A 23,925-nucleotide genomic window follows, 5' to 3' on the forward strand; every position below is an offset into this window, starting at 1 on the left:
TCCCATGACGGACCGCCCCCGGACCCCGGTGTACGTGCCGGTGCCACCGCCCGCCGAGCGTGCTCCCGCACCCGCGCTCGACCCGCACCAGCAGGCGGTCGTCGACCACCCGGGAGGCCCGTTGCTCGTGCTTGCCGGCCCCGGCACCGGCAAGACGACGACGCTCGTCGAGACCGTGGTCGACCGCATCGAGCGCCACGGCCTTGCCCCCGAGCAGGTGCTCGTGCTCACGTTCAGCCGCAAGGCCGCCGAGGAGCTGCGCCACCGTGTCGCCGCGCGGCTCGACCGTACGGTGGCCGCGCCGCTCGCGACCACGTTCCACTCGTTCTGCTACGGGCTCGTGCGCGAGTTCCAGGACCCCAAGAGCTACTCCGAGCCGCTCCAGCTCCTGTCCGCGTCGGAGTCCGACACGCGCATCCGCGAGCTCGTCCTCGGCGGGCTGGACGACCGTACGATCTCGTGGCCGACGCGCCTCGCGCCAGCCCTGCGGACGAGGGGCTTCTCCGCCGAGCTCGAGCAGCTGATGGCGCGCACCCGGGCGCTCGGGCTCGACCCGGTCGACCTCGCCGCCGCGGGCGCAGCGGCCGGTCGTACGGACTGGCAGGCGGCGGCGCACTTCTTCGAGGAATACCTCGACGTCCTCGACGCCCAGAACTTCATCGACTACGCCGAGCTCGTGCACCGCGCCGGCATCATCGTCGCCGATCCGGAGCACCAGCCGGCGCTCCGCGACCGGTTCCGGTTCGTGATCGTCGACGAGTTCCAGGACACCGACCCTGCCCAGGTCGCCCTGCTGCGCGGCCTCGCGGGCGACGGGGGCGACCTGGTCGTGGTCGGCGATCCCGACCAGGCGATCTATGCCTTCCGCGGCGCCGACGTCACGGGCATCCTCGGGTTCCCCGAGCAGTTCCCGACCCGCAACGGCACGCCCGCCCCGGTGGCCTCGCTGCGCAGCACGCGGCGCTTCGGCCCGCAGATCCTCGCGGCGTCGCGCGAGGTCGCCGGGCGCATCCCGCTCGGCCCGCTCGCCGTGCGGGCCCGCGGGTTCCGCGAGCCCGAGCCGGCCGCGGAGACGGACGGCGACGAGGTCTGGGTCCGGACGTTCTCCGACCCCGCGTCCGAGGCCGACCACATCGCGCTCATGCTGCGGCGCGCCCACCTCGAGGAGGGGGTCGACTGGGACGCGATGGCGGTGCTGGTCCGCTCGGGCACGGCGATGCCGCGGCTGCAGCGGGCCCTCGCGGCGGCCGGCGTGCCAGTCGAGGTCGCCGGTGCCGAGGTCCCGCTCCGTACGGAGCCGGCGGTCGGCGCACTCCTGGGCGCGACACAGCTGGCGCTCACCCTGGCCGAGGGGGCCGCGCCTGATCCCGACGAGGTCGAGCGCTTCCTCACCGGTCCGCTCGGCGACCTCGACGGGGCTGAGCTGCGCGTCCTCTGCCAGCGCCTGCGTCGCCTCGACGGAGTCGACGAGGCCGGTGAGCGTCGCGTGCCCCGCGGGTCCGCGGAGCTTCTGGTCGCGCTGGCGAGGGAGCCGCTGCTCCTCGCCCCGCTCGTCGACCCGTCGGGTCGCGGAGGTCGTCCGGGCGAGATCGCGCGGCGTGCCCATCGCGCGGTGTCGCTCCTCGCCGAGGCGGCGCGCCAGGTGAGCGAGCAGGTGTCGCCGGAGCACGTCCTCTGGACCCTGTGGAAGGGCACCGGCTGGGAGCGCAGGCTCGTCGCCGCGGTCGATGCGGGCGGTGACGACGCGCTCTCGGCCCACCGTGACCTCGACACCGTCGTCGCGCTGTTCGCGCTGGCGAGCCGCGCCGAGGAGAGCCAGCGACGGCAACGCGTGGCAGCGTTCGTCGAGGAGGTCGCCCGCCACGAGATCCCCGCCGACACCCTCGCTGAGCGGGGGCGGCGCGGCTCCGCGGTGCGCCTGCTCACCGCCCACCGGTCAAAGGGCCTCGAGTGGGACCTCGTCGTCGTCGCCGGCGTGCAGGAGGGCACGTGGCCTGACGCCCGCCACCGCGGCACGCTGCTCGCGGCGGAGCGGCTGGCCGCCACGGGCGCCGCGCCCTCGTACGAGGCGGCCGCGCCGTACGCCGCGACGTACGACGCGACCTACGGGGCCACGCCCTCCTACGCCGCTCCCCGCGCGGACGTGCGCGCCGCCCCCACGACGGCCGAGCTGATCGCCGACGAGCGCCGTCTCTTCTACGTCGCCGCGACGCGTGCCCGCCGTCGGCTCATCGTCACCGCCGTCGAGAGCGCCGACCCGGACGGCGACCAGCCCTCGCCGTTCCTCGCCGACGTCGCCCGCTACGCGACCCACCGGTCGATGCGTCCGGAGCGCCGCCCGCGCCGCGGCATGTCGCTGCGAGGCGTGATCGCCGAGCTACGCGAGCTCGCGACGTACGCGCCCGACGAGGCCGTCCGCGAGGCCGCGGCGCTGCGGCTCGCGCGGCTGAGCACGAGCGGCGTCGAGGCGGCGGTCGCGGCCGACCCCGACCAGTGGTGGGGCTTGCGTGAGGTGTCCATGTCGACCGAGCCCGTACGCCCGGTCGACGAGCCCGTCGCGCTCTCCGGCAGCGCGCTGGACGGGGTCGTGTCGTGCCCGTTGTCGTGGTTCCTCACCCACGAGGCGAAGGGCGAGACGGCCAGCTCCTCCGCGCAGGGCTTCGGCCTGCTCGTGCACGCGCTGGCCGCTGACGTCGTCCGCAGCGGCGCGGCGGCCGATCCCGCCGGGCTCGACGCGTCGCTCGACGCCGTCTGGGACCGGCTCGGCTACGCCGCCCCGTGGATCGCCCAGCGCGAGCGCGAGGAGGCGCGGGTCGCGATCGGGCGGTTCGCGACCTGGCACGCCGAGCAGGAGGCGGCCGGCGTACGCCGCCCGCTGGCCGCCGAGCACGAGTTCTCGGTGACCTTCGGCGTCGGCGACGACGAGGTGACGCTGCGCGGCTCGATGGACCGGGTCGAGGTCGACGCCGCCGGGCTCGTCCACGTCGTCGACTTCAAGACCGGCAAGCGGGCGCCGACGGGCGGCGAGATCGCCGAGCACGCCCAGCTCGGCGTCTACCAGGTCGCCGTCGAGCAGGGCGCGGTCGAGCAGATCCTCCGCCGGCGCGCTCGCAGCGGCGGCGCCGAGCTGGTGCAGCTTCGCGTCGCCGACTCGGCCAAGCGCGCCGACCGTCCCAAGGTCCAGCCGCAGGACCGTCCCGACGAGGAGGAGCCGTTCTTCGCGTACGGCGCACTCTCCGACGCCGTGCGCACGATCCGTACGGAGCAGTGGGTCGCGACCCCGAGCCCCAAGGCCTGCCAGTTCTGCTCGTTCGCGCGGGTGTGCCCGGCGAAGGCCGAGGGCGCCTCGGTCCTCGACATGGTCGCTCAGGGCGTGCGGGCCTGTGGGGTCGTGAGCGAGGGCGAGGCGTCGTGACCGCACCACTGCCGCTGCTGATCCGCGACGCCGACCACCTGCGCGAGATCCTCGACATCCCGTTCTCGGCCGAGCAGATGGCCGCGATCCAGGCCCCGACCGACCGGCCGAGCGCGATCATCGCCGGTGCCGGCTCCGGCAAGACGACCGTGATGGCGGCACGCGTCGTGTGGCTCGTCGGCCACGAGGGAGTGCTCCCCGGCTCGGTCCTGGGGCTGACGTTCACCAACAAGGCGGCCGCCGAGCTCGCGCACCGCGTCCGCCAGGCGCTCGAGACCCTTGCGCGTGACGCGGGCGTGCCCGACCTGCTCGAGCGCTACGGCACGCCGACCGTCTCGACCTATCACGCATACGCCGGGACGCTCATCACCGAGTACGGTCTACTGCTCGGCTTCGAGCCCGATCTGCGGATCACCACCGACGCGTCGCGGTTTCAGCGGGCGTTCCGTGCGATCGCCTCGTACCCCGGCCCTCTCGCGCACACGACCACCTCGATGCCCGACCTCGTGGGCCAGGTGCTCGGGCTCGACGGCCAGATGGCCGAGCACCTCGTGACCCCCGACGAGGTCCGGGCGTGCGACGCCGAGCTGCGCGTCGACGTGGAGCGGGCGGTCATCGAGACCAAGAAGCTCAAGCTCCACGACGACCTCGACGCCACGACCCGTCGCCGCGACGAGCTGGTCTCGTTGGTCGAGCGCTATCGCGACGCCAAGGCCGAGGCAGGCGTGGTCGACTTCTCTGACCAGATGGAGCGCGGGGCGCGCCTCGCGGTGGAGTGCGCAGAGGTGTCGCGGTCGCAGCGCGAGCGCTTCGCGGTCGTGCTCCTCGACGAATACCAGGACACGTCCGTCGCCCAGCGCGACATGCTCCAGGGGCTGTTCTCCGGCGAGGACGGCGAGGGGCTCGGCCACTGCGTCACCGCCGTGGGCGATCCGTGCCAGGGCATCTACGGCTGGCGCGGGGCGGCGGCCAGCAACCTCACCGCGTTCCTCGAGGACTTCCCGGCCGACCCGCAGCGGGCGGCTCAGGGGAGCCTGTTCCACCTGCGGGTCAACCGCCGCAGCCGCGCCGAGATCCTCGACGTCGCCAACCGCGTGGCCGCGCCCTACTACCAGGTCACCGAGGTCGTACGCCCGCTCGTGCCCGCCGAAGGGACGGAGGGCGGCACGGTGCGTGCCGCCGTCCACGAGACCGTCGTCGACGAGATCGGCTGGCTCGTCGACGAGGTCGTCGCCGCGCACGAGGGCCGTGACGGCGAGCCGACCCAGTGGTCCGAGATTGCGGTGCTCGTCCGTACGCGGTCCGAGATCCCGTCGCTCGTCGCCTCGCTGCGCGGACGCGGCGTCCCCGTCGAGGTCGTGGGGCTGGCCGGTTTGCTGAGCCAGCCCGAGGTGTCTGACGTCGTCTCGGCGCTGCGGGTGCTCGCCGACCAGACCGCCAACGCCGCGCTGCTCCGGCTGCTGACCGGGCCGCGCTGGCGCATCGGGCCCCGCGACCTCGCGCTGCTCGGCAGGCGCGCCCGCATGCTCGTCGGCGGCGTGCACGACGTCGAGGCGGAGACGCTCGCCGACGAGCTCGAGCGCGCGGTCCGTGGCACCGACCCGTCTGAGGTGGTGTCGCTCGCCGATGCGGTCGACAGCCCGGACGACGACCGTCTGCGCCTCCCGTACTCCAAGGAAGCGCGTGAGCGCTTCGCCGAGATCTCCCGCCTGCTGCGCCGCCTCCGCCGGCGGGCCAGCGGATCGCCCGCCGATCTCCTGCGGCAGGTGGTCACCGCGCTCGGGATTGACGTCGAGCTGGCGTCGACCCCGGGGTCGGCCGCCCAGGTCGCACAGGACAACCTCGCCCGGCTGCAGGACGTCGTCGCCGACTTCGTGGCCAACGACCCGTCGGCGTCGTTGTCCGCGGTGCTGGCCTATCTCGACGCCGAGGAGCGCTTCAACGACGGGCTGGAGGTCGCCTCCCCGTCCGACGCCCACTCGGTCAAGCTGCTCACGGTCCACACCGCAAAGGGCCTGGAGTGGGACGCGGTCTTCGTCCCGTTCCTCACCGCCGACGTGTTCCCCTCGCCGCGCTCGCGCCCCGCGTGGACGAGCGTCGCGCACGCGCTGCCGCACGACCTGCGAGGCGACGGAGCCGAGCTGCCGGTGATCGAGGAGCTGAGCCGCGCCGGCGACAAGGACTTCCGGGCGGCGATGCGGGCCGACGCGCAGATGGAGGAGGTACGCCTCGGCTACGTCGCCTTCACCCGGGCGCGCCGGCTCCTGGTCACGAGCGCGAGCCGGTGGAGCCGTACGCGGCAGGCCGCGTCCGACCCGAGCCCGTTCCTCGAGACCGTCGCCACCTGGTTGCGTGGCCGCGGGAGCGAGCCCGAGCTGTGGACCCCGGCGCCGGAGGACGACGCGGACAACCCCCTGCGCGGACGTTCCGAGGCCGTGGCGTGGCCGGTCATGCCGGATGCCGACGAGCTCGCGCTTCGCCGGGAGGCCGCGGCACTCGTACGGCGCTTCGCCGCCGCGAGTCCGCCGGTCGAGCCTGTCGGTCTTCCGTCGGTCGAGCCTGTCGAGACCCCCGCCCCTCCGTCGGTCGAGCCTGTCGAGACCCTCGATCCCGCCGCCGCAGCGCGCTTCGACGTCCTCGACGAAGAGATCGAACGCCTCCTCGCCGAGGCCCGCCGCGAGCGCGCCGAGACGGTCGAGGTCCCGCTGCCGCCCCACCTGTCGGCGACGTCGCTGATCGCGCTCGACAAGGATCCGGCCGCGTTCGCCCGCAGCCTCGCGCGGCCTCTCCCGCGCCCGCCGGCGCCGTCCGCGCGCTTCGGCACGCGCTTCCACGCCTGGGTCGAGGCGCACTTCTCCCAGCAGAGCCTGATCGGCGATGACGAGCTGCCAGGCCGCGACGAGACCGACATCGTGGATGAGCTCGAGCTCGCTGAGGTCATCCGTGCCTTCGAGTCCGGGCCGATGGGCGACCGTGTCCCGTACGCGATCGAGGAGCCGTTCACGCTGCGCCTCGGCGGCCAGCTCGTCAACGGCAGGATCGACGCGGTCTATCGCACGCCCGACGGGTTCGAGGTCGTCGACTGGAAGACGAGCCGGCGCGCGACCTCCGATCCGCTCCAGCTCGCCGTCTACCGGCTCGCGTGGGCCGAGAAGCACGGCATCGCCCTCGAGCGGGTGACGGCGGCGTTCCACTACGTACGCCTCGGCACCACCGTTCGTCACGACGACCTGCCTGATCGCGCGGCGCTGGAGGCGCTCGTACGCCCGAGCGTGAGTTGAGCGCGTGGCGGCGTAGGCTCGGCGCCGTGACTGAGGGATTCACGTTCGCCGACGGCGCTTACAACCGGCACTCCGAGCGGCGCGTGGACGACGCGTTCATGGACGCGCTCTGGGCCGACCCGAAGACTCCGGTGCTCGTCGTCGGAGGCGAGCACCTGGCCGCCGACGCGGACGGGCTCGTGTGGCGCAGCCCTGCCGACGTGCCCGACGGCGACCGCCTCTATCTCGGCACGGTCGACGGCACTGAGTACGCCGCGGTCATGGTGCGCCGCGTGCCCGAGCCGAGCCGGCCGCTGCGCGCGGTGGCCACGTCGCTGCCGCTCGCGCAGGCACGCCTTGCCGTCCACGCCGTCGGCGTCGCGCAGTGGCACCGGACCCACCCGCGGTGCGCACGCTGCGGATCCCCGACCGACGTCGTCGAGGGCGGGCACGTGCGGCGCTGCCCCGAGTGCGGCGCGCAGCACTTCCCTCGTACCGACCCGGCCGTCATCATGCTCATCACCGACGACGCCGACCGGGCGCTGCTCGGGCGCCGGCCCGACTGGCCCGCCACTCGCTTCTCCACGCTCGCGGGGTTCGTCGAGCCGGGAGAGTCGCTCGAAGACGCGGTGCGCCGCGAGACGTGGGAGGAGGCCGGGGTCGAGGTCGGCGAGGTCTCGTACGCGGCCAGCCAGCCGTGGCCGTTCCCGTCGAGCCTGATGCTCGGCTTCTTTGGCCGCGCCCGTACGACGCGGATCGCCGTCGACGGTACGGAGACCGCGGACGCGCGTTGGTTCGGCCGCGACGAGGTCACCCGGATGACCGCGTCAGGCGAGCTGGACCTGCCGGGGACGCTGTCGATCTCGCGCTGGCTCATCGAGCGCTGGCACGGCGGCCTCGTCCACGGTGAGTGGCGCTGACGGAGAGGTCAGACGCTCAGGGCCTCGAGCTGCGCCTTGACCTGCGCGACCGACGGGTTGGTGAGCGCGCTGCCGTCGGCGAACACGAGCGTCGGCACCGTCTGGTTGCCGCCGTTGGCCTGCTCGACGAGGAATGCGGCCTCTTCGTTCTGCTCGATGTCGACCTCGTCGAACGCGATGCCCTCGCGTTCGAGCTGACCCTTGAGGCGCTTGCAGTATCCGCACCAGGGCGTCGAGTACATCGTGAAGCTGCCAGTGGTCATCGGGGGGACTCCTCTGTCGGGCGGGGATCAGTCGTGAGCGGGGGCGCGCCCACCCAGAGGAACAGTACGGAGGGGTGGGAGATTCCCCGATTCTGCGACGTGCCGACCGGCGGCGTCGTCCACACGGGTGAACGGGGCCGAGGATCGTGTCCTCCACTCCAACTACGCTGGATCCTGAGCCGCTCCACCCACCCCGATCTCCGAGGAGACCCGTGCCGTCCGCCGACAGCCTGCTCGACGCCCTCGACCCCGAGCAGCGTGAGGTCGCACTCGCCCTGCGCGGCCCGGTCTGCGTGATCGCCGGCGCGGGCACCGGCAAGACGCGCGCGATCACCCACCGCATCGCGTACGGGACGGCGACCGGCGTCTACAAGCCGACCGAGGTCCTCGCGGTGACCTTCACCGCGCGCGCCGCCGGCGAGATGCGCGGGCGGCTGCGTCAGCTCGGCGCCGAGGGCGTGCAGGCCCGCACGTTTCACGCGGCGGCGCTGCGCCAGATCGGCTACTTCTGGCCCAAGCTGTACGGCAACCGGCTGCCGGAGCTGATCGCGTCCAAGATCCCGCTGGTCGCCGAGGCGGCCAAGCGGTGCCGCGTCCAGACCGACTCGGCGATGCTGCGCGATCTCGCGGCCGAGATCGAGTGGGCCAAGGTCTCCAACGTCCGTCCCGACGACTACCCGAGGCTCGCGCCCGACGCGCACCGCGGTCTGGACGCCGTCGACGACGCGACCGTCGCGCACGTGATGGCCGCGTACGAGGAGGTCAAGCGCGACCGCGGACGCATGGACATGGAAGACATCTTGCTCTGCACCGTCTCGATGCTCGCCGAGCACGAGCGGGTCTCGGCCGAGGTCCGCCGCCAGTACCGGTGGCTCGTCGTCGACGAGTACCAGGACGTCAACCCGCTCCAGGCGGCCCTCCTCGAGCAGTGGCTCGGAGGGCGCGACGACATCTGCGTGGTCGGCGACCCGCTCCAGACGATCTACTCGTTCGCCGGTGCCTCGCCCAAGCACCTCAACGACTTCGCCAAGACGCACCCCGGCGCACGACGCATCGAGCTGGTCCGCAACTACCGCTCGACGCCTCAGGTCGTGGCCGCGGCCAACGCCGTCTTCGCCCGTGGGCAGCGCGAGGGCGTCGTGCTCCAGGCGCAGCGCGACCCCGGCCCCGCCGTCACGTACACCCCTTATTCGGACGAGGTGGCCGAGGCCGAGTCCACCGCCGCGCAGATCCTCCAGCTCCGCGAGGGCGGCACCCCGCTGCGCGAGATGGCGATCCTGTTCCGCACCAACGCGCAGTCCGGCGCGTACGAGGAGGCGCTTGCGGCACGCAACCTCCCGTACGTCGTGCGCGGCGTCGAGCGGTTCTTCGACCGGGCCGAGGTAAGGCAGGCGGTCACGCTGCTGCGCGGCCAGGCCCGTGGCGGTGACGTCGGCGACGAGGGTCTGGTCTCTGACGTGCGTGCGGTGCTCGCGACGATGGGCTACACCGAGACCGCGCCGACGTCGGCGGGTGCGCAGCGCGACCGGTGGGAGTCGCTGCACGCCCTGGTGTCGATGGCCGCTGACCTCGAGTCCGCACAGCCCGGCGCCGACCTGACCGCGCTCGTCGACGACCTCGACCGCCGCGCGAAGCACGCTCACGCCCCGATCGCGGAGGGCGTGACCCTGACGACGCTCCACGCGGCGAAGGGGCTGGAGTGGGACGCGGTGTTCCTCGTCGGCATGCAGGAGGGCACGGTCCCGATTGCTTATGCGACCGATGACAAGGGGGTCGCCGAGGAGCGGCGGCTGTTCTACGTCGGCGTGACTCGTGCGCGTCATCGGCTCGAGATCTCGTGGTCGCTCTCCCGCAACCCCGGTGGCCGGGGGAGCAGGCGCCCGAGCCGGTTCCTCGACGGTCTGCGGCCGGCTGATGCCGAGCCGACCGGCGGGGGCGCGCGCACGCGCCGTACGCGCAAAGAGCGCAGCATCGCCCGCTGTCGCACCTGCGAGGCCGTGCTCTCGACCGGCGCCGAACGCAAGCTGGGGCGCTGCCTCGACTGTCCGTCGACCTACGACGAGGAGCTGTTCGAGCGCCTGCGCGGATGGCGCAGCGAGCAGGCGAGCACCCAGAAGGTCCCCGCGTACGTCGTGTTCACCGACGCCACGCTGACCGCGATCGCCGAGGTACGCCCGCGCGAGGCGACCGATCTGCTCAAGGTCCCGGGCGTCGGACGCACCAAGCTGGAGCGGTACGGCGCCGAGGTGCTCGAGCTCTGCGGTGAAGGATAGGTTTCGCATCCTTGCCGAGTGACGACGGCAGAAATTTTTTCCAAACTCGTCATTAATTGGTTTGCGCCTTGTCGCAAGACGGGCGTAGGGTTTTGACTCGTCAGCCCGGATCGACTTGAGAGAGGAGCGTGTTCGTCATGGGCAACATCATCTTCATCGCTAATGACGCCGACGTCTGTGGCGTCGCCATGCGCACGCGCCGACTCGGGTGGTTCATGCCGTTCGTGACCGATGCGTCGACGTACGCCGAGAAGCACCAGACCCCGGGATCCCGCCGAAGCCCTGACTCGACCTAACCGTCGATCAGACGCCACTCAGGCCGCGGAACCCGAACCGGGATCCGCGGCCTTTCTGTCGTTGCCGACAGAGAACGCGTTGCCCCACCACCAGCAACCACCTCTCTCAATCCAGGAGAACCCATGACGACCGCCGTGCTCGAGCACGAGGTGCAGCACACGTCGATCCCGTGTCGTACCCAAGACCCCGAGCTCTGGTTCGCCGAGACACCGGCCGGTGTCGAGGACGCAAAAGCACTCTGCCTCGCGTGCCCGATCCGACGGGAGTGCCTGGCGGGCGCGCTCGACCGGGGCGAGCCTTGGGGCGTGTGGGGAGGCGAGCTCTTCCTCAAGGGCACCGTCATCCCGCGCAAGCGGCCGCGGGGACGCCCGCGCAAGGACGCCGTCGCCTGACGGCCACGCAAGACCATGAAGGAGTACCCCGATGATCGATTGCCTCGTACGCGCTGCGTACGGCGCGCGCATCCGGATCGCCCGGATGCTCTAGCACCATCCGCACCATCCGCACCGGACGAACGGGCGGCTCCCCGCATCGCGCGGGGTGCCGCCCGTTCGGCTTTTGCGGTGGTCCCCACGCAGAGTGCAGGCCCCACCTGAAGGGAGCGGTGGGGCGCGCACTTTGCGGTGGTCCCCACGCAAAGTGCGGGAGCGCCGGCGGCAGGCGCGCGGCGGGCCGTACGGAGGTCAATCGGCGAAGCCGGGGAGGTTCTCCTCGAGGATCCCGCGGAACGGCGCTGTCGCACCGAGCTGGCTGAGGATGGCGAGGCCGCCGCTCCAGACCCGGTGGATGAGCAGGTACGAAGGGGGCAGGTTGATCTTCATCGCCGTACCGATGCCCTCGCGGGCGGGTCGCGAGATCCGCTGAGCCTGCTCGCGCATCCACGCGCGGTTGAACGTGAACTCCTCCTGGCGCGCGGGCTCGACGAACGGGCCGAGATAGGCGCGGATGATCTCCTCGTCGATACGGACGCCTGGTTTGAGGAACCCCTCCTCGCGGAGCCCCGCGACGACCGTCGCGTAGTCGTCGTCGACTGCCGCGCGCAGCAGCCGCCCGATCACCGGAGGAAGCCCACCCGGGACGCGGGCGACCGCGCCGTAGTCCACGACCCCGAGGCGTCCGTCGGCGAGCACCCGGTAGTTGCCGGGGTGCGGATCGGCATGGAGCATCTCCACCCGCGTCGGCCCTGCGAACAGGAACCGCGCGAACAGCTCGCCGTAGTGGTCGCGCTCGCTGGGCGTGCCGTCAGCGATCACCTGCGCGAGCGAGCCCTTGGACTCCATCCACGTCGTGATGAGGATCGTCTCGGTATGGGCGACGACCTCGGGGACGACGATCTGCGGGTCACCGGCGAACGCCTCGGCGAACGCCCGCTGGGCCTGTGCCTCGAGGGCGTAGTCGAGCTCCTCGCGCACCCGCTCGGCAAGCTCCTCGGCCAGCGGCTTGACGTCGATCGACGGGAACGCCACCGCGAAAAGCCTGCTGAGGCGCCCGATCTGACGCAGATCGGAGCGCATCGCTGCTGCGGCGCCGGGATATTGCACCTTCACGGCGACCTCGCGGCCGTCGAACCAGCGACCCCGGTGCACCTGTCCGATCGATGCCGCGGCCGCGGGCCTATCGTCGAGCTCGATCAGCTGCTCGCGCCACCTCGGCCCGAGCTCGCCGGCGAAGATGCGGTGCACCGTCGACGTCGGCATCGGCGGGGCATCGTCCTGGAGCCGGACGAAGGCGTTGCGGTAGGGCTCGATGAGCTCGGGCGGCATCGCTGCCTCGTACACGCTCATCGCCTGGCCGAACTTCATCGCGCCGCCCTTGAGCTCGCCGAGGACGGCGAAGATCTGCTCGGCGGTGCGGATCTGCACCTCGGTGAGGACGGCGTTGGCGGGGACGCCCACGAGCCGTCGGCCCACGCCGAGCGTCGTACGCCCGGCGAACCCGATCGGCAGCGAGGCGAGCTTGGCGGCACGCGTGAAGGCGCCACGCGGGACCGCGGTGTCTCGGTCGTCGGGCTTGTTGGCGCCGCCGTCACTCATGCGGTCATTCTGACACCCCGGGCCACGCCGCCGCTGCCGTCAGCGCCGCTGGTCTCCGATGCGAGGATCTGGCACGCGCAGTCAGGGTGGAGCGCGACCGGGTGGTACGTGGGAGCGCCTCCGCGCGCGGAGACCACGGCAACGGCTCCCTCCGCGGCCGCCTGGACCCGGTCGGCGTACGCGAGGACCTGCGTCGCGACGTGCAGCGCCAGGGCGTACCCGCTGGCCGCGTCCCAGCCGTGCGGATGCAGCGGTGTGCTCCGGGCGAGCGGCTGACCGAGCTGCTCGAGGACGAGCAGCCAGCCCGGCTCACCGCCCGTACGGTCGAGGTCGTCGCACCGCACGCACGGGGACGACCCAGGGCGTACGAGGGGGCCGATGCGGGCGGTGTCGCACTCGGTGACGACAGGCAGGTGGGCGACTCCAGCCCCGGCGAGGACGTCGAAGGCCTCGCGGGGGCATGGCCCGCTCGAGAGCACGACGACGAGGTCGGGGTCGGCGACGGGGCCGATCGTGGCGCGCAGCCCGGACTCGTGGAGGATACGGTGCAGCCGTGCGGCGAGCGGCCGGCCCGGCACGTCGGTGACGATCTCGACGGACGACGCGCCTCGGGCGTGGAGGCGGCGTACGACGTCGTTCGCCGGCGCGTTCGCGGCCACGAGGGCCCGGGCCTCGGTGGTCAGCGCCTCGCCACCGATCTCGTCCCACTCCTGCGCGTCGACAACGGCACCGCAGGCGCGGAGGCGGCGGACAGCGTCAGCGATCTCGGGGAGCGGGCGGCCCGCGACGGCAGCCAGCGTAGGGAGGTCGCGGGTGCCGTCGGCCAGCCGGAGCACGGTCGCCGACCCGGGGAGGTCGTCGACGAGGATCGTGGAGCCGGGCAGCGTGCCGACCTGGAGGGTGTGGACGGTGCGGCGGACGACGGTCGTACCGGGCCGGAGCAACGGCTTCATCGGGGGGGCTCCTCGGGCGTGGTGGGCGAGGGGGTCGGTCCACCCTGCCCGAGGAACGCGGTGCGGCGGGGACGTCGTCCACAGCCTCCGCACAGATCGGTCCCGGCCGGACTCGCCGCCTGCCTTCCCCTTGCCGACGCCGCGCCCGGCCAGGACCTTCTTCTGTCACGCTAGGTGGGAGACCCGGGGTCGGCAATCCCTAGGCACAGCATGCTGTCCACGCCTGTGGAAAACCCTGGGGAAAGTGTGTGGGAACCGCCGAGGAAGCCTGTGGAGATCGGGGGACGCACGGTGGACGAGCGGGGGAAGTCGGTGTCGTACGGGGCACGCACAGCCCTGTTGACCAGGGACGATCCGAACAGGAGCTGTGGACGACGAAAATCCCCTTCGGCGCGTCGCTTACCGTGGACCCATGAGTGCGCCCCTCGATCCCTCGGCCCGTGCGGTCGTCCGCCCCACGGGCCGCAGTGCGCCCGAGGTGGAGATCCGCAGGAGCAGGCGCCGGCGCAAGTCGGTCCAGGCCTACCGCGACGGCGCTCGCATCGTCGTCCTGATGCCCGCGGGGCTGAGCCGTGCCGAGGAGCAGCGCTGGGTCGACACGATGGTCGCCAAGGTCGAGGGCCGCGAGCGGCGCGTGCGTCCGGACGACGAAGGGCTGCATGCCCGTGCACGCGAGCTGAGCCGCCGGTTCCTCGACGGCGCCGCGGAGCCGACAAGCGTGCGCTGGGTCGACAACCAACGCCGCCGGTGGGGCTCGTGCACGCCTGAGGACGGGACGATCCGGCTCTCGAGCCGCCTTCAGGAGCTGCCCGACTGGGTCGTCGACTACGTGATCGTCCACGAGCTGGTGCACCTGCTTGTCCCGCACCACGGGGCGGAGTTCTGGGAGCACGTCGAGCGCTATCCCCGAACGGAGCGCGCGCGGGGCTTCTTGGAGGGAGTCGTCGCGGGCGCCGGCTGGAAGGACCTGCCCGAAGACTGAGCAGATGCCGTCACGTTCTGCCGACGCGGGGGAGCGCTTCTGCGAGTAACGATGGTGCGGTCACGAGGCTTCATTCCCCCGGAGGAGCGCCGATGAACGCGCAGCACACGCCCGAAGACTCCACCTCGCCCACTCCGTCCGTCGCGTCGCCGTCGCACGCGCTCCGCCGCCGCACGGTCCTCACGGGCTCGGCCGCCGCGGCTGCGCTCGCCGCCGCCGGATACGCCGCACCACCGGCGGCCGCGCACAGCAAGGGCCATGGGGGTGGGGGTGCCGGCGGCGACACCGCCACGTTCACCGTGCTCGGGACGACCGACTTGCACGGCAACGTCTTCAACTGGGACTACTTCAAGAACGCCGAATACACCGACTCCGCCCTGAACGACATCGGCCTCGCCAAGATCTCGACGCTGGTCGACGCGATGCGCAGCAGCCACGCCCACCCGTGCCCGCTGCTCATCGACGCTGGCGACACGCTGCAGGGCACCTCTCTGGCGTACTACTACGCCAAGATCGAGCCGATCGGCCGCCGTGTCGTCCACCCGATGGCGCGCGCGATGAATGCGATCGGCTACGACGCGGCCGCGCTCGGCAACCACGAGTTCAACTACGGCATCCCGCTGCTGCGCACGTTCGAGCGGCAGTGCGACTTCCCGCTCCTCGGCGCCAACGCCCACGACGCCGCGACGGGCCTGCCGGTCTTCTCGCCGTTCGTCATCAAGCGCGTACGCGTCGGCCGCCACACCGTACGCGTCGGCGTCCTCGGCCTCACCAACCCCGGCATCGCGATCTGGGACAAGGCCAACGTCGAGGGCAAGATGGTCTTCCCGGGCCTCGTGGAGGTCGCGAAGCACTGGGTGCCCAAGATGCGCAAGGCCGGTGCGGACGTCGTCATCGTCTCCGCGCACTCCGGCGCCGACACCTCTTCCTCGTACGGGGACGCGCTGCCGTACCCCGAGAACGCCTCGACCCTCGTCGCCGAAGAGGTCCCCGGCATCGACGCGATCCTCGTCGGCCACGCGCACGTCGAGATCGGCCAGCGCGTCGTCACGAACAAGACGACCGGCAAGAACGTCATCCTCACCGAGCCGCTGCGCTGGGGCATGCGGCTGTCGGCGATCGACGTGACGGTCAAGCGCCGGCGCCGCGGGTCGGGCTACGACGTCGTCGCGGTCACGTCGCAGGTCCTCAACGCCAATACGGTCGACGAGGACCCGCAGATCGTGAAGCTGCTGCAGGCCGACCACGACAAGGTCGTCACCTACGTCAACTCCGTGATCGGCACGTCGCTGGTCGCGATGTCGGCGGCGACCGCGCCGTGGGAGGACGTCGCGGCGCTCGACTTCATCAACTACGTGCAGGCCGACGCGGTCAAGAAGGCGATCGCCGGCACGCCGGAGGCCGACCTGCCGATGCTGAGCATCGCGGCGCCGTTCAACCGGGCGGCGGCGATCCCCGCGGGCGAGGTCTCCGTACGCGATGTGGCCGGCCTCTACATCTACGACAACACGCTGCTCGGCATCGTGTTCACCGGCGCGGAGGTCAAGGCGTACCTCGAGTTCTCGGCGCGCTACTTCAAGCCGGTCACGGGTGCCGGGCCGTTCCCGTCGAGCCAGGTGACCAACGCGGTGACCGACACGGCGCCGAACGGCACACCGGACTACAACGACGACGTGATGGGTGGCCTCGACGCCCCGCTGACGTACGACATCGACCTGTCGCAGCCCGTCGGCTCGCGCATCGTCGGTCTCGCGTACGACGGCGCGCCGGTGGCGACGGACCAGCGGTTCGTCATCGCGATCAACAACTACCGGCAGTCCGGCGGCGGCAACTTCCCGGGCGTGACGACGGCGCCGGTCGTCTACAACGCGCAGGTCGAGATCCGGCAGCTGCTCATCGACTGGGTGAGCGAGGTCGGAACGATCGACCCGGCGCTGTTCGCGTCCGTCGACTGGCGGCTCGTCCACGCCGGCGCGCCGATCACCGTGACGGGCTGACACGGAGCAGCGGACGGACTGCGGTGGGGTACCCGAGCGGAGCGGCACTGACCCGAGCGAGGACGCTCGGGTCAGTGCGCGTTCGCTGGGGTACCCGCGTCTGCGCCGGGCGTGCGGCTGCGGGCGTCAGGCGCCGACGCCGAGGCGGGTACGGGCGGCGGTCACCAGCGCCCGTACGGAGTCGTCGGTCTCGGGCAGTGCGTCCACGGGGAACCACGCGAGATCGAGGGACTCCTCGCTGATCGCGGGTACGGCGTCGGCCGGCGCGAGCGCGAGCAGCTGCACGTCGAGATGCTCGGCGTCTTGGCGCCCACCGCAGGTGAGCCCGTGCCGATCGAGGCGCAGCGGCACCGGATCGACCACCAGCCCCGCGATGCCGGACTCCTCGGTCGCCTCGCGCAGCGCCGCTCCGCGCAGCGTCGTGTCCGTGTCCTCGCAATGACCCCCGGTCTGCAGCCAACGTCGCAGCTTGCGATGCAGCGTCAGCAGCACCTGGGACCCGTCGGCGGAGACCACGAGCGCGCTCGCCGTGAGGTGGTGCGGAAGGCACGAGCGCTGCATCGCGTCCGGCCGGGCCGCGAGGTGGGAAACGTACGCCTCGCGCAGCGCCGCCTGCTCAGCGTCAGGAGCGGTCCACCCGCAGAGGAGCCCGTACGCGTCCGCGTGCAGGCTCAACGGTCGGATTCTGGACGGGGGTCGTCGCCCTCGTCCGCACCGGCGTCGTCCTCGCCCTTCGCGTCCCCATCCGCAGCCCCCTCGAGCAGGTCGGCGAGCGCGGCGTCGAACGCGGCGTCCGTGCCCTCGGCCTCGGCGTCGGGCTCGTCGTAAGCGAAGCCGAGCGGGTCGTCGAGGTCCGCGGCCGTCGGCATCAGGTCGGGGTGCGACCAGACCGCGTCGCGTGCCGAAGCGCCCTTGCGGTCGCGCAGCGCGGCCCACAGGGCAGAGGCGTCGCGCAGTCGGCGCGGCCGCAGCTCGAGCCCGACCAGCGACGCGAACGTCTGCTCGGCCGGACCGCCTGCGGCACGACGGCGACGCATCGCCTCGCGCAGCGCGGGCGCACTCGGCATCCGCCCCTCGGTCGCCTGCGTGACGACCTCGTCGACCCAGCCCTCGACGAACGCGAGCAGCGCCTCGAGCCGGGTGAGCACGGCCTGCTGCTGCGGGGTGCGCTCGGGCTCGAACAGCCCACCCTCGAGCGCCTCCTGGGCAGCCGCGAGGTTGGTCGGGTCGAGCCCGGCCATCTTCTGCTCGATCGCGCTCACGTCGATCGTCGTCCCGCGGCCGTACTCCTCGATCGTCGACAGCAGGCGCCCGCGCAGCCACGGCGCGTGCGCGAACAGCCGCTGGTGCGCGCACTCGCGCAGCGCCGCATAGAGGAAGAGGTCGGTGTCGGTCTGGTCGAGACCCTCCCCGAAGGCCCGGATGTTGGCCGGGAGCAGCGCCGAGACACCGGCGGGAGCGAGCGGGATGCCGACGTCGGTGCTCGACAGCACCTCGGTCGCCAGCGCGCCGACAGCCTGCCCGACCTGCGTGCCGAACATCGCGCCGCCGGCCTGGTTGAGGATGCCGACCAGCGGGCCGGCCATCGCCTTGGCCTCCTCGGGAAGCGCGCCCGCCATCGCGGCGACGACGTGCTCGGCGATCGGCTCGACCATCGCGCGCCAGGTCGGCATCGTCGACTCGACCCACTGCGACCGGCTCCACGCGGCCGTACGGGTCGCCGCGGCGGGGATGTCCGTCGCCGTGTCGAGCCAGACCTCGGCGAGCCGCATCGCGTCGTCGACCGCGGACGACTCCGTGCTCAGTGGCGACGGATCGGGGGAGGCGACGACCGTACGGCGCGCGACGTCGGTCGCGAGCTCCCAGTTGACCGCGCCCTCGTGCGGCGCGAACATCCGCTGCATCTGCTGCATCAGGAGGTTCATGTCGGGCATCTGCCCGCCGCTGCCGAACATGTCGCCGAACGCACCGAACATGCCCTCCATCGGCGTCCCGGCGAACGGGTTGCCGCCGCCGGTCGCGCCGCCGCCACCCTGTGCGGGGCCGGGCACCTTGCCGAACCCGATGCCGTGGTCGGGCGCGTTGGGGTCGCCGCGCCCCTCGCCCTCAGGGTCGTCGGGGAGATCGTCGGGCAGGCGGTCCGGATCGTCAGGCATGTCTCCAACGTACCCGCGACGCCCGATGGGCCCTAGGCTTGTTCGCCATGAGCGATGTAGTCCGGCTGGTCGACGTACGAGACGAGCCCCTGGACATCACCGAGGTATACGAGGCGGTCGCCGACGACGCAGCCGGGGCGGTCGTGCTGTTCGTCGGGGCCGTGCGCGACCACGACGGCGGCAAGGAGGTCGACGGCATCGGCTACTCCGCGCACTCGCGCGTGCTCCCGGTCCTCACCGAGATCACGGCGCAGGTCGTCGAGGGCACGCCCGTACGAGGGATCGCCGTCGTGCACCGGCTCGGCGACCTCGACATCGGCGAGCTCGCGGTGGTCGCCGCGGTGTCCGCGCCGCACCGGCCGGAGGCGTTCGAGGTGTGCCGCACGCTGATCGAGCGGCTCAAGGCCGAGGTGCCGATCTGGAAGCACCAGGTGTTCGACGACGGTACGGACGAGTGGGTCGGCACGCCGTAGGGCCGCCAGCAGCGGTGTTCCCGCCGCGCGCCTGCCTAGACTGTGGGCGTGAAGATCCTGTGGTGGCTGGCCGTGCCGCTGGCCGTGACGGCGCTGGCGATGCTGTGGGCCGCCTGGTACGGCCGGTCGCGAGCACGCACGACAGAGCGCCGTGCCACCCGCCGTACCGACGATCCCGCGTACGCCCGCTTCAGCGAGGCCGTCCAGCGCCCGCTCCCCGCCGACGTGGTCCATGCACGCCAGGCACCGCAGCGCCACAACGGCGTCGTGGTCCGCCGTTCGAGCTCCGCCCGCAGGTCCCGATGAGCCGGCGCACCTCCACCCTGGCCGCGGCCGGGTTCCTCGTGGTGACCCTGATCGCGATCGCCTTCCTCCTCCCCGTCCCGTACGTGACGATGCGGCCCGGCCCGACGGTCGACGCCCTCGGGAAGTACGACGACAAGCCCGTCCTGCAGGTCGAGGGCGCCAAGACGTATCCGACCGACGGCGAGATCCGCCTCACCACCGTCTCCGTGACGCGCGCGGACTCGCGGGTGAGCCTCCCGCACGCCATCACCGCTTACCTCGACCCCGCCGAGGCCGTCGTGCCGCGCGACATGGTCTATCCCGAGGGGCAGACCGCCGAGCAGGTCCGCGAGGAGAACGCCGCGCAGATGGCGTCCTCGCAGCTGACGTCGGAGGCGGCGGCGCTGACGGCGGCCGGGTACGAGGTGAAGGACGCCGTCACGATCACCGCGGTCACCGAGGACGGCCCGTCCGAGGGACGTCTCGAGCCCGGCGACATCCTCCTGTCGGTCAACGGCACCGCCGTGACGAGCACCGACCAGGCGGTCACGCTGGTGTCGGGCGCGGAGCCGGGCTCGGTGGTGACGCTCAGGATCCGCCGCGACGGCAAGAAGCAGACCGTCGACGTGACCTCGCAGGCCTCGCCGGACGACCCGGCAAAGGCGCGCATCGGCGTCAGCCTCGGCACGGACCTCGAGCTGCCGTTCACGATCAAGAACAACCTGGGCGAGTCCATCGGCGGACCGAGTGCCGGTCTCGTGTTCGCGGTCGCCCTGTACGACATGCTGACCCCTGGCGCGCTGCTCGACGGCGCGACGGTGGCCGGCACCGGTTCGATCAGCGCCGCAGGCGAGGTCGGGCCGATCGGGGGAGTGCAGCAGAAGCTCGCGGGAGCGTCGGAGGCGGGAGCTAGCGTGTTCCTCGTCCCTGCCGGCAACTGCGCCGAGGCTGCTGCAGCCGACGACTTCGGCATGCGTCTTGTCGAGGTCGCCACGTTCGACGACGCGGTTGACGCGCTCGAGAAGCTCTCCGACGACCCGAAGGCCAAGGTGCCCACATGCAGCTGACCCCCTCCAACCCGCTCCGTGAGACGGCGCTCGAGATCGCCGAGGTCGCGAGCACCTCGGGCTGGGACGTGCCGCCGCGGCTTTACGCCCTGGTCCGTACGGCTTCGCTGATCTCCGACGAGCCGGCGCTGGCGCGCGAGCTGGGGGTCGGCGCGGACGACGTCGACGACTCCTACACGGCCGTCGAGCAGGACGATCTGCCGGCCGAGCGGACATTCGAGGACTTCGTCGCCGAGATCGTCTGGCCCCCGCAGGTCGACGGCACCGCAGTCGTTCTCGAGCGGCTCATGCTGCCGCCGGACGCCGAGGGGTCGCTGCCCGACGACGAGGCCGAGGTCGTCGGCTTCGTGGCGGACCATCCCGACCGCCAAGAGGTACGCCTGACGGTGGCCGTGACGCGTGACGGACAGTCCCACTGCATCGTCGACGTACGGGGGAGCGACGAGCTCGCCGAAGGGCCCGATCTGGTCCCCGGACTGGTCTCTATGCTGCGACAGACCCTCGTTGAGTGACCTGTCACACTGGAGTCCGAGCATCCCGCTCCCTGTGAGCGTCACGCCCCTGTGAGCACTGCGAACTGAAGGAAACCCGTGAGCGAAGGATCCGCCGCCCGACCTCGACCCGACGTGGGCCGCCAAGGACGACGTGTCCTGATCCCCACCATCATCACGCTGGTGGCGCTGCTCTTCCTGGGTGCGATCTTCACCGGTGTCTGGACGGACCGGCTGTGGTTCCGCTCGGTCGACTACAGCAGCGTCTTCTCGACGATGCTCAGCACGCGGGTGCTGATGTTCCTCGGCTTCGGCCTGCTGTTCGCCGGCGTCGTGCTCCTCAACGTCTGGATCGCCTATCGCAGCCGTCCGGCGGCGACGGGGCCGCTGCGCCCCAACGACCCGGTCCTGCGCTACCGCGAGGCGATCCACCCGCTGCGCACGATCGGCATGGTCGCGTTCGGCGTCCTGCTGCTGATCTTCGCCGGCTCCTCGGCCGCAGGGCAGTGGCGGACGTTCCTCATGTGGCGCAACGCGACCGACTTCGGCAAGAACGACCCGACGTTCGGGCTCGACATCTCGTTCTTCGTCTTCGACTACCCGTGGCTGAAGTTCCTCACCGCGTACGGGTTCGCTCTCCTCATCGTCTCGGGCCTGGCAGTCGCGTTCGTCTACTACGTGTACGGCGGCATCGCGATCTCCGGCAAGAACCGCAAGATCTCGCGCGCGACGCAGACGCACCTGTCGATCATCATCGGCCTGATCATGCTGCTCAAGGCGTTCGCCTACTGGCTCGACCGGTTCGGCTTCAGCGTCGACAGCAACAACCTCCTCACCGGCATCACCTACACCGACGCCAACGCGCGCATCCCCAGCAAGAACATCTTGATGGCGGTGTCGCTGCTGTGCGCACTGCTGTTCTTCGCCAACGCGATCTGGCAGAACTGGCTCCTCCCCGGCATCAGCCTCGCGCTCCTCGTCCTCACCTCGGTGCTGATCGGCGGCATCTGGCCCGCGATCATGCAGTCGTTCCAGGTGAAGCCGTCCGAGCCCGACAAGGAGGCTCCCTACATCGCCAAGAACATCGAGGCGACACGCGAAGCGTACGGGATCGCTGACGTCCAGAAACAGGACTACAACGCCCAGACCTCGCTCACTCCGCAGCAGCTCACCGAGTCGGCCGAGTCGCGCGTGAGCACCCGTCTGCTCGACCCGACGCTCGTGTCGCCGGCGTTCGAGCAGCTCCAGCAGGTCCGCGGCTACTACAGCGTGCCCAAGACGCTCGACGTCGACCGCTACGCGATCGACGGCTCGGACAACCCCGAAGACCTCGTGATCGCGGCCCGCGAGCTCAACCTCGACGGTCTCCCCGCGAACCAGCGCAACTGGGCCAACGACCACACGGTCTACACCCACGGCTACGGCGTGATCGCGGCCCGCGGCAACCAGCGCGGCCCGCAGGGTCAGCCGGTGTGGGTCGAGCGCGACATCCCGCCGGTCGGCGAGCTCAACGTCGACAAGCAGCCGCGCATCTACTTCGGCGAGAACTCCCCGTCCTACTCGATCGTGGGCCGGCCCGACGGTGCCGACCCGATCGAGGTCGACACGCCGCGGGGCAACGGCGGCGAGAGCGAGACCGACAACGCCACCCAGAACACGTACGACGGCAAGGGTGGCGTCTCGATCGGGAGCGCCTTCAACAAGCTCCTCTATGCGGTGAAGTTCAGCGAGCCCAACATCGTCCTGTCGAACCGCGTCAACGAGAACTCCAAGATCCTGTACGACCGGCACCCCCGCGACCGTGTCGCCAAGGTCGCTCCGTGGCTGACCATCGACGGTGACCCCTATCCGGCTGTCGTCGACGGCAAGGTCGTCTGGATCATCGACGGCTACACGACGAGCGCCAACTACCCCTACTCCGAGAAGGTCTCGCTCGACGAGGCCACCTCCGACACGCTGACCGGTACGGGCGCGCAGGCCGTGCTCCCGTCGGACCGCGTCAACTACATGCGCAACGCGGTCAAGGCCGTCGTCGACGCGTACGACGGCTCGGTCGACCTGTACGAGTGGGACACCGAGGACCCCGTCCTCAAGACCTGGATGAAGGTCTTCCCCGGCACGGTCAAGCCGAAGTCGGAGATCTCGGACGACCTGCGTGAGCACCTGCGCTACCCGGTCGACATGTTCAAGGTGCAGCGCAACATCCTCGGCTCCTACCACGTGACCAACCCGCAGACCTTCTACGAGGGTGGCGAGCGCTGGAAGATCCCGGAGGACCCGACGGCCAAGGGCTCGCTGCAGCCGCCTTACTACCTGTCGATCCAGCGACCGGGCGAGGACGAGTCGCGGTTCTCGCTGACCAGCGTCTATCTCCCCAACAACCGCCAGAACCTCGCGTCGTTCGTCTCGGTGAACTCCGAGGCCGGTGATCCAGACGGCTACGGCAAGATCCAAGTCCTCCAGCTCGGGTCTGCGACGCAGGTCGACGGGCCCAACCAGATTGCCAACAACTTCGAGGCAGACAGTCGCGTCTCGTCGGCGTTGCTGCCGTTCAAGCAGGCCGGCACCAAGGTCCAGTTCGGCAACCTGCTGACCCTGCCGGTCGGTGAGGGCCTGCTGTACGTGCAACCGGTCTACATCCGACGCAACGCGACCGAGGGTTCATACCCCGTCCTGCAGTTCGTCATCGCGTCGTTCGGCGAGAGCATCGGCTTCGGCCAGAACCTCGACGAGGCGTTGCGCGTCGCCCTCGGCATCGAAGGCGCGCCGACTCCGACGCCGGAGGAGGGGGCGACCGACGAGGGCGGAGGCGACGGCGAGACGCCGGCGACACCGACCCCGCAGACGGTCGAGCAGCTCCTCGAGCAGGCCGACGCCGCGTACGACGCCGCCCAGAAGGCGCTCGAGGCGGGCAACCTCGGCGAGTACCAGCGCCAGGTCGAGCAGATGGCGACCATCTTGGAGCGGGTCCGCACGCAGGTCGGCCAGACGGCGCCTCCACAGGCCGAGTGACCGGCGACGTTCCGCTGGTCGAGTAGCCGCGAGGAACGCGCGGCGTAT

General features: G+C 71.6%; 18 protein-coding genes. 13 read left to right on the plus strand and 5 right to left on the minus strand.

Annotation, left to right across the window (positions count from 1 at the left end; genetic code table 11):
- Positions 1-4: 4 nt before the first annotated feature.
- The 3 genes from H4N58_RS05245 to nudC are packed head-to-tail and all read left to right on the plus strand — an operon-like array spanning position 5 to position 7,595.
- Positions 5-3,415: an ATP-dependent DNA helicase gene (locus tag H4N58_RS05245; RefSeq protein ID WP_167248782.1), complete on the plus strand. Its 3,411-nt coding sequence runs from the start codon at positions 5-7 to the stop codon at positions 3,413-3,415.
- Complete coding sequence (locus tag H4N58_RS05250; RefSeq protein ID WP_243845009.1) at positions 3,412-6,696, plus strand: ATP-dependent DNA helicase; 3,285 nt, start codon at positions 3,412-3,414, stop codon at positions 6,694-6,696. Before H4N58_RS05245 ends, H4N58_RS05250 begins: the two co-directional genes overlap by 4 nt.
- Before the next feature lie 26 nt (positions 6,697-6,722).
- On the plus strand, positions 6,723-7,595 hold the full coding sequence (gene nudC / locus H4N58_RS05255) for an NAD(+) diphosphatase (protein WP_243842906.1): 873 nt from the start codon (positions 6,723-6,725) through the stop codon (positions 7,593-7,595).
- A gap of 8 nt (positions 7,596-7,603) precedes the next feature.
- Here the strand turns inward: nudC and H4N58_RS05260 are convergent, their stop codons facing one another.
- Entirely contained in the window at positions 7,604-7,858 is a 255-nt protein-coding gene (locus tag H4N58_RS05260; protein WP_167002077.1) for a mycoredoxin, read from the minus strand.
- A 212-nt stretch (positions 7,859-8,070) separates the two neighbouring features.
- Here H4N58_RS05260 and H4N58_RS05265 point away from each other — a divergent pair, with 212 nt between their 5' ends.
- The 3 genes from H4N58_RS05265 (at position 8,071) to H4N58_RS05275 (ending at position 10,820) form a co-directional block, all read left to right on the plus strand.
- Positions 8,071-10,131, plus strand: coding sequence for an ATP-dependent DNA helicase UvrD2 (locus H4N58_RS05265; RefSeq protein ID WP_167248780.1), 2,061 nt, complete (start codon positions 8,071-8,073; stop codon positions 10,129-10,131).
- A gap of 137 nt (positions 10,132-10,268) precedes the next feature.
- Positions 10,269-10,427: a hypothetical protein gene (locus H4N58_RS05270; protein ID WP_167248778.1), complete on the plus strand. Its 159-nt coding sequence runs from the start codon at positions 10,269-10,271 to the stop codon at positions 10,425-10,427.
- 123 nt (positions 10,428-10,550) lie between these two features.
- A complete protein-coding gene (locus tag H4N58_RS05275) occupies positions 10,551-10,820 on the plus strand; it encodes a WhiB family transcriptional regulator (RefSeq protein ID WP_167002083.1) in 270 nt (89 codons plus the stop codon).
- A gap of 291 nt (positions 10,821-11,111) precedes the next feature.
- On the opposite strand, the gene H4N58_RS05280 is transcribed toward H4N58_RS05275, so the two are convergent.
- Together H4N58_RS05280 and H4N58_RS05285 are read right to left on the minus strand one after the other, a co-directional pair.
- Entirely contained in the window at positions 11,112-12,461 is a 1,350-nt protein-coding gene (locus H4N58_RS05280) for an AarF/ABC1/UbiB kinase family protein (RefSeq protein WP_167002085.1), read from the minus strand.
- Complete coding sequence (locus H4N58_RS05285) at positions 12,458-13,414, minus strand: hypothetical protein (protein ID WP_167248776.1); 957 nt, start codon at positions 13,412-13,414, stop codon at positions 12,458-12,460. Before H4N58_RS05285 ends, H4N58_RS05280 begins: the two co-directional genes overlap by 4 nt.
- Before the next feature lie 412 nt (positions 13,415-13,826).
- Here H4N58_RS05285 and H4N58_RS05290 point away from each other — a divergent pair, with 412 nt between their 5' ends.
- Both H4N58_RS05290 and H4N58_RS05295 read left to right on the plus strand, forming a co-directional pair.
- Positions 13,827-14,396 (plus strand): M48 family metallopeptidase, encoded by a 570-nt coding sequence (locus H4N58_RS05290; protein ID WP_167002089.1) that lies wholly within the window; start codon positions 13,827-13,829, stop codon positions 14,394-14,396.
- A 92-nt stretch (positions 14,397-14,488) separates the two neighbouring features.
- On the plus strand, positions 14,489-16,393 hold the full coding sequence (locus tag H4N58_RS05295) for a bifunctional UDP-sugar hydrolase/5'-nucleotidase (protein WP_167248774.1): 1,905 nt from the start codon (positions 14,489-14,491) through the stop codon (positions 16,391-16,393).
- A gap of 126 nt (positions 16,394-16,519) precedes the next feature.
- Here H4N58_RS05295 and H4N58_RS05300 read toward each other — a convergent pair whose 3' ends face one another.
- Positions 16,520-17,068, minus strand: coding sequence for an NUDIX hydrolase (locus H4N58_RS05300; protein WP_167002092.1), 549 nt, complete (start codon positions 17,066-17,068; stop codon positions 16,520-16,522).
- Entirely contained in the window at positions 17,065-18,549 is a 1,485-nt protein-coding gene (locus H4N58_RS05305; protein ID WP_167248772.1) for a zinc-dependent metalloprotease, read from the minus strand. Before H4N58_RS05305 ends, H4N58_RS05300 begins: the two co-directional genes overlap by 4 nt.
- 47 nt (positions 18,550-18,596) lie before the next feature.
- Here H4N58_RS05305 and H4N58_RS05310 point away from each other — a divergent pair, with 47 nt between their 5' ends.
- From H4N58_RS05310 to H4N58_RS05330, 5 genes are all read left to right on the plus strand, one after another.
- The gene (locus tag H4N58_RS05310; protein ID WP_167002096.1) at positions 18,597-19,022 is read left to right on the plus strand and encodes a molybdenum cofactor biosynthesis protein MoaE; all 426 of its coding nucleotides are present in this window, start codon (positions 18,597-18,599) and stop codon (positions 19,020-19,022) included.
- Between the two features lie 48 nt (positions 19,023-19,070).
- Complete coding sequence (locus H4N58_RS05315; protein ID WP_167248746.1) at positions 19,071-19,328, plus strand: hypothetical protein; 258 nt, start codon at positions 19,071-19,073, stop codon at positions 19,326-19,328.
- Positions 19,325-20,374, plus strand: coding sequence for a PDZ domain-containing protein (locus tag H4N58_RS05320; protein WP_167002098.1), 1,050 nt, complete (start codon positions 19,325-19,327; stop codon positions 20,372-20,374). Before H4N58_RS05315 ends, H4N58_RS05320 begins: the two co-directional genes overlap by 4 nt.
- Positions 20,365-20,886: a PPA1309 family protein gene (locus H4N58_RS05325; protein WP_167002099.1), complete on the plus strand. Its 522-nt coding sequence runs from the start codon at positions 20,365-20,367 to the stop codon at positions 20,884-20,886. Before H4N58_RS05320 ends, H4N58_RS05325 begins: the two co-directional genes overlap by 10 nt.
- 78 nt (positions 20,887-20,964) lie before the next feature.
- Positions 20,965-23,877 (plus strand): UPF0182 family protein, encoded by a 2,913-nt coding sequence (locus H4N58_RS05330; protein WP_167248770.1) that lies wholly within the window; start codon positions 20,965-20,967, stop codon positions 23,875-23,877.
- Positions 23,878-23,925 lie beyond the last annotated feature (48 nt).

Source organism: Mumia sp. ZJ1417, assembly GCF_014127285.1.
Classification (GTDB): domain Bacteria; phylum Actinomycetota; class Actinomycetes; order Propionibacteriales; family Nocardioidaceae; genus Mumia.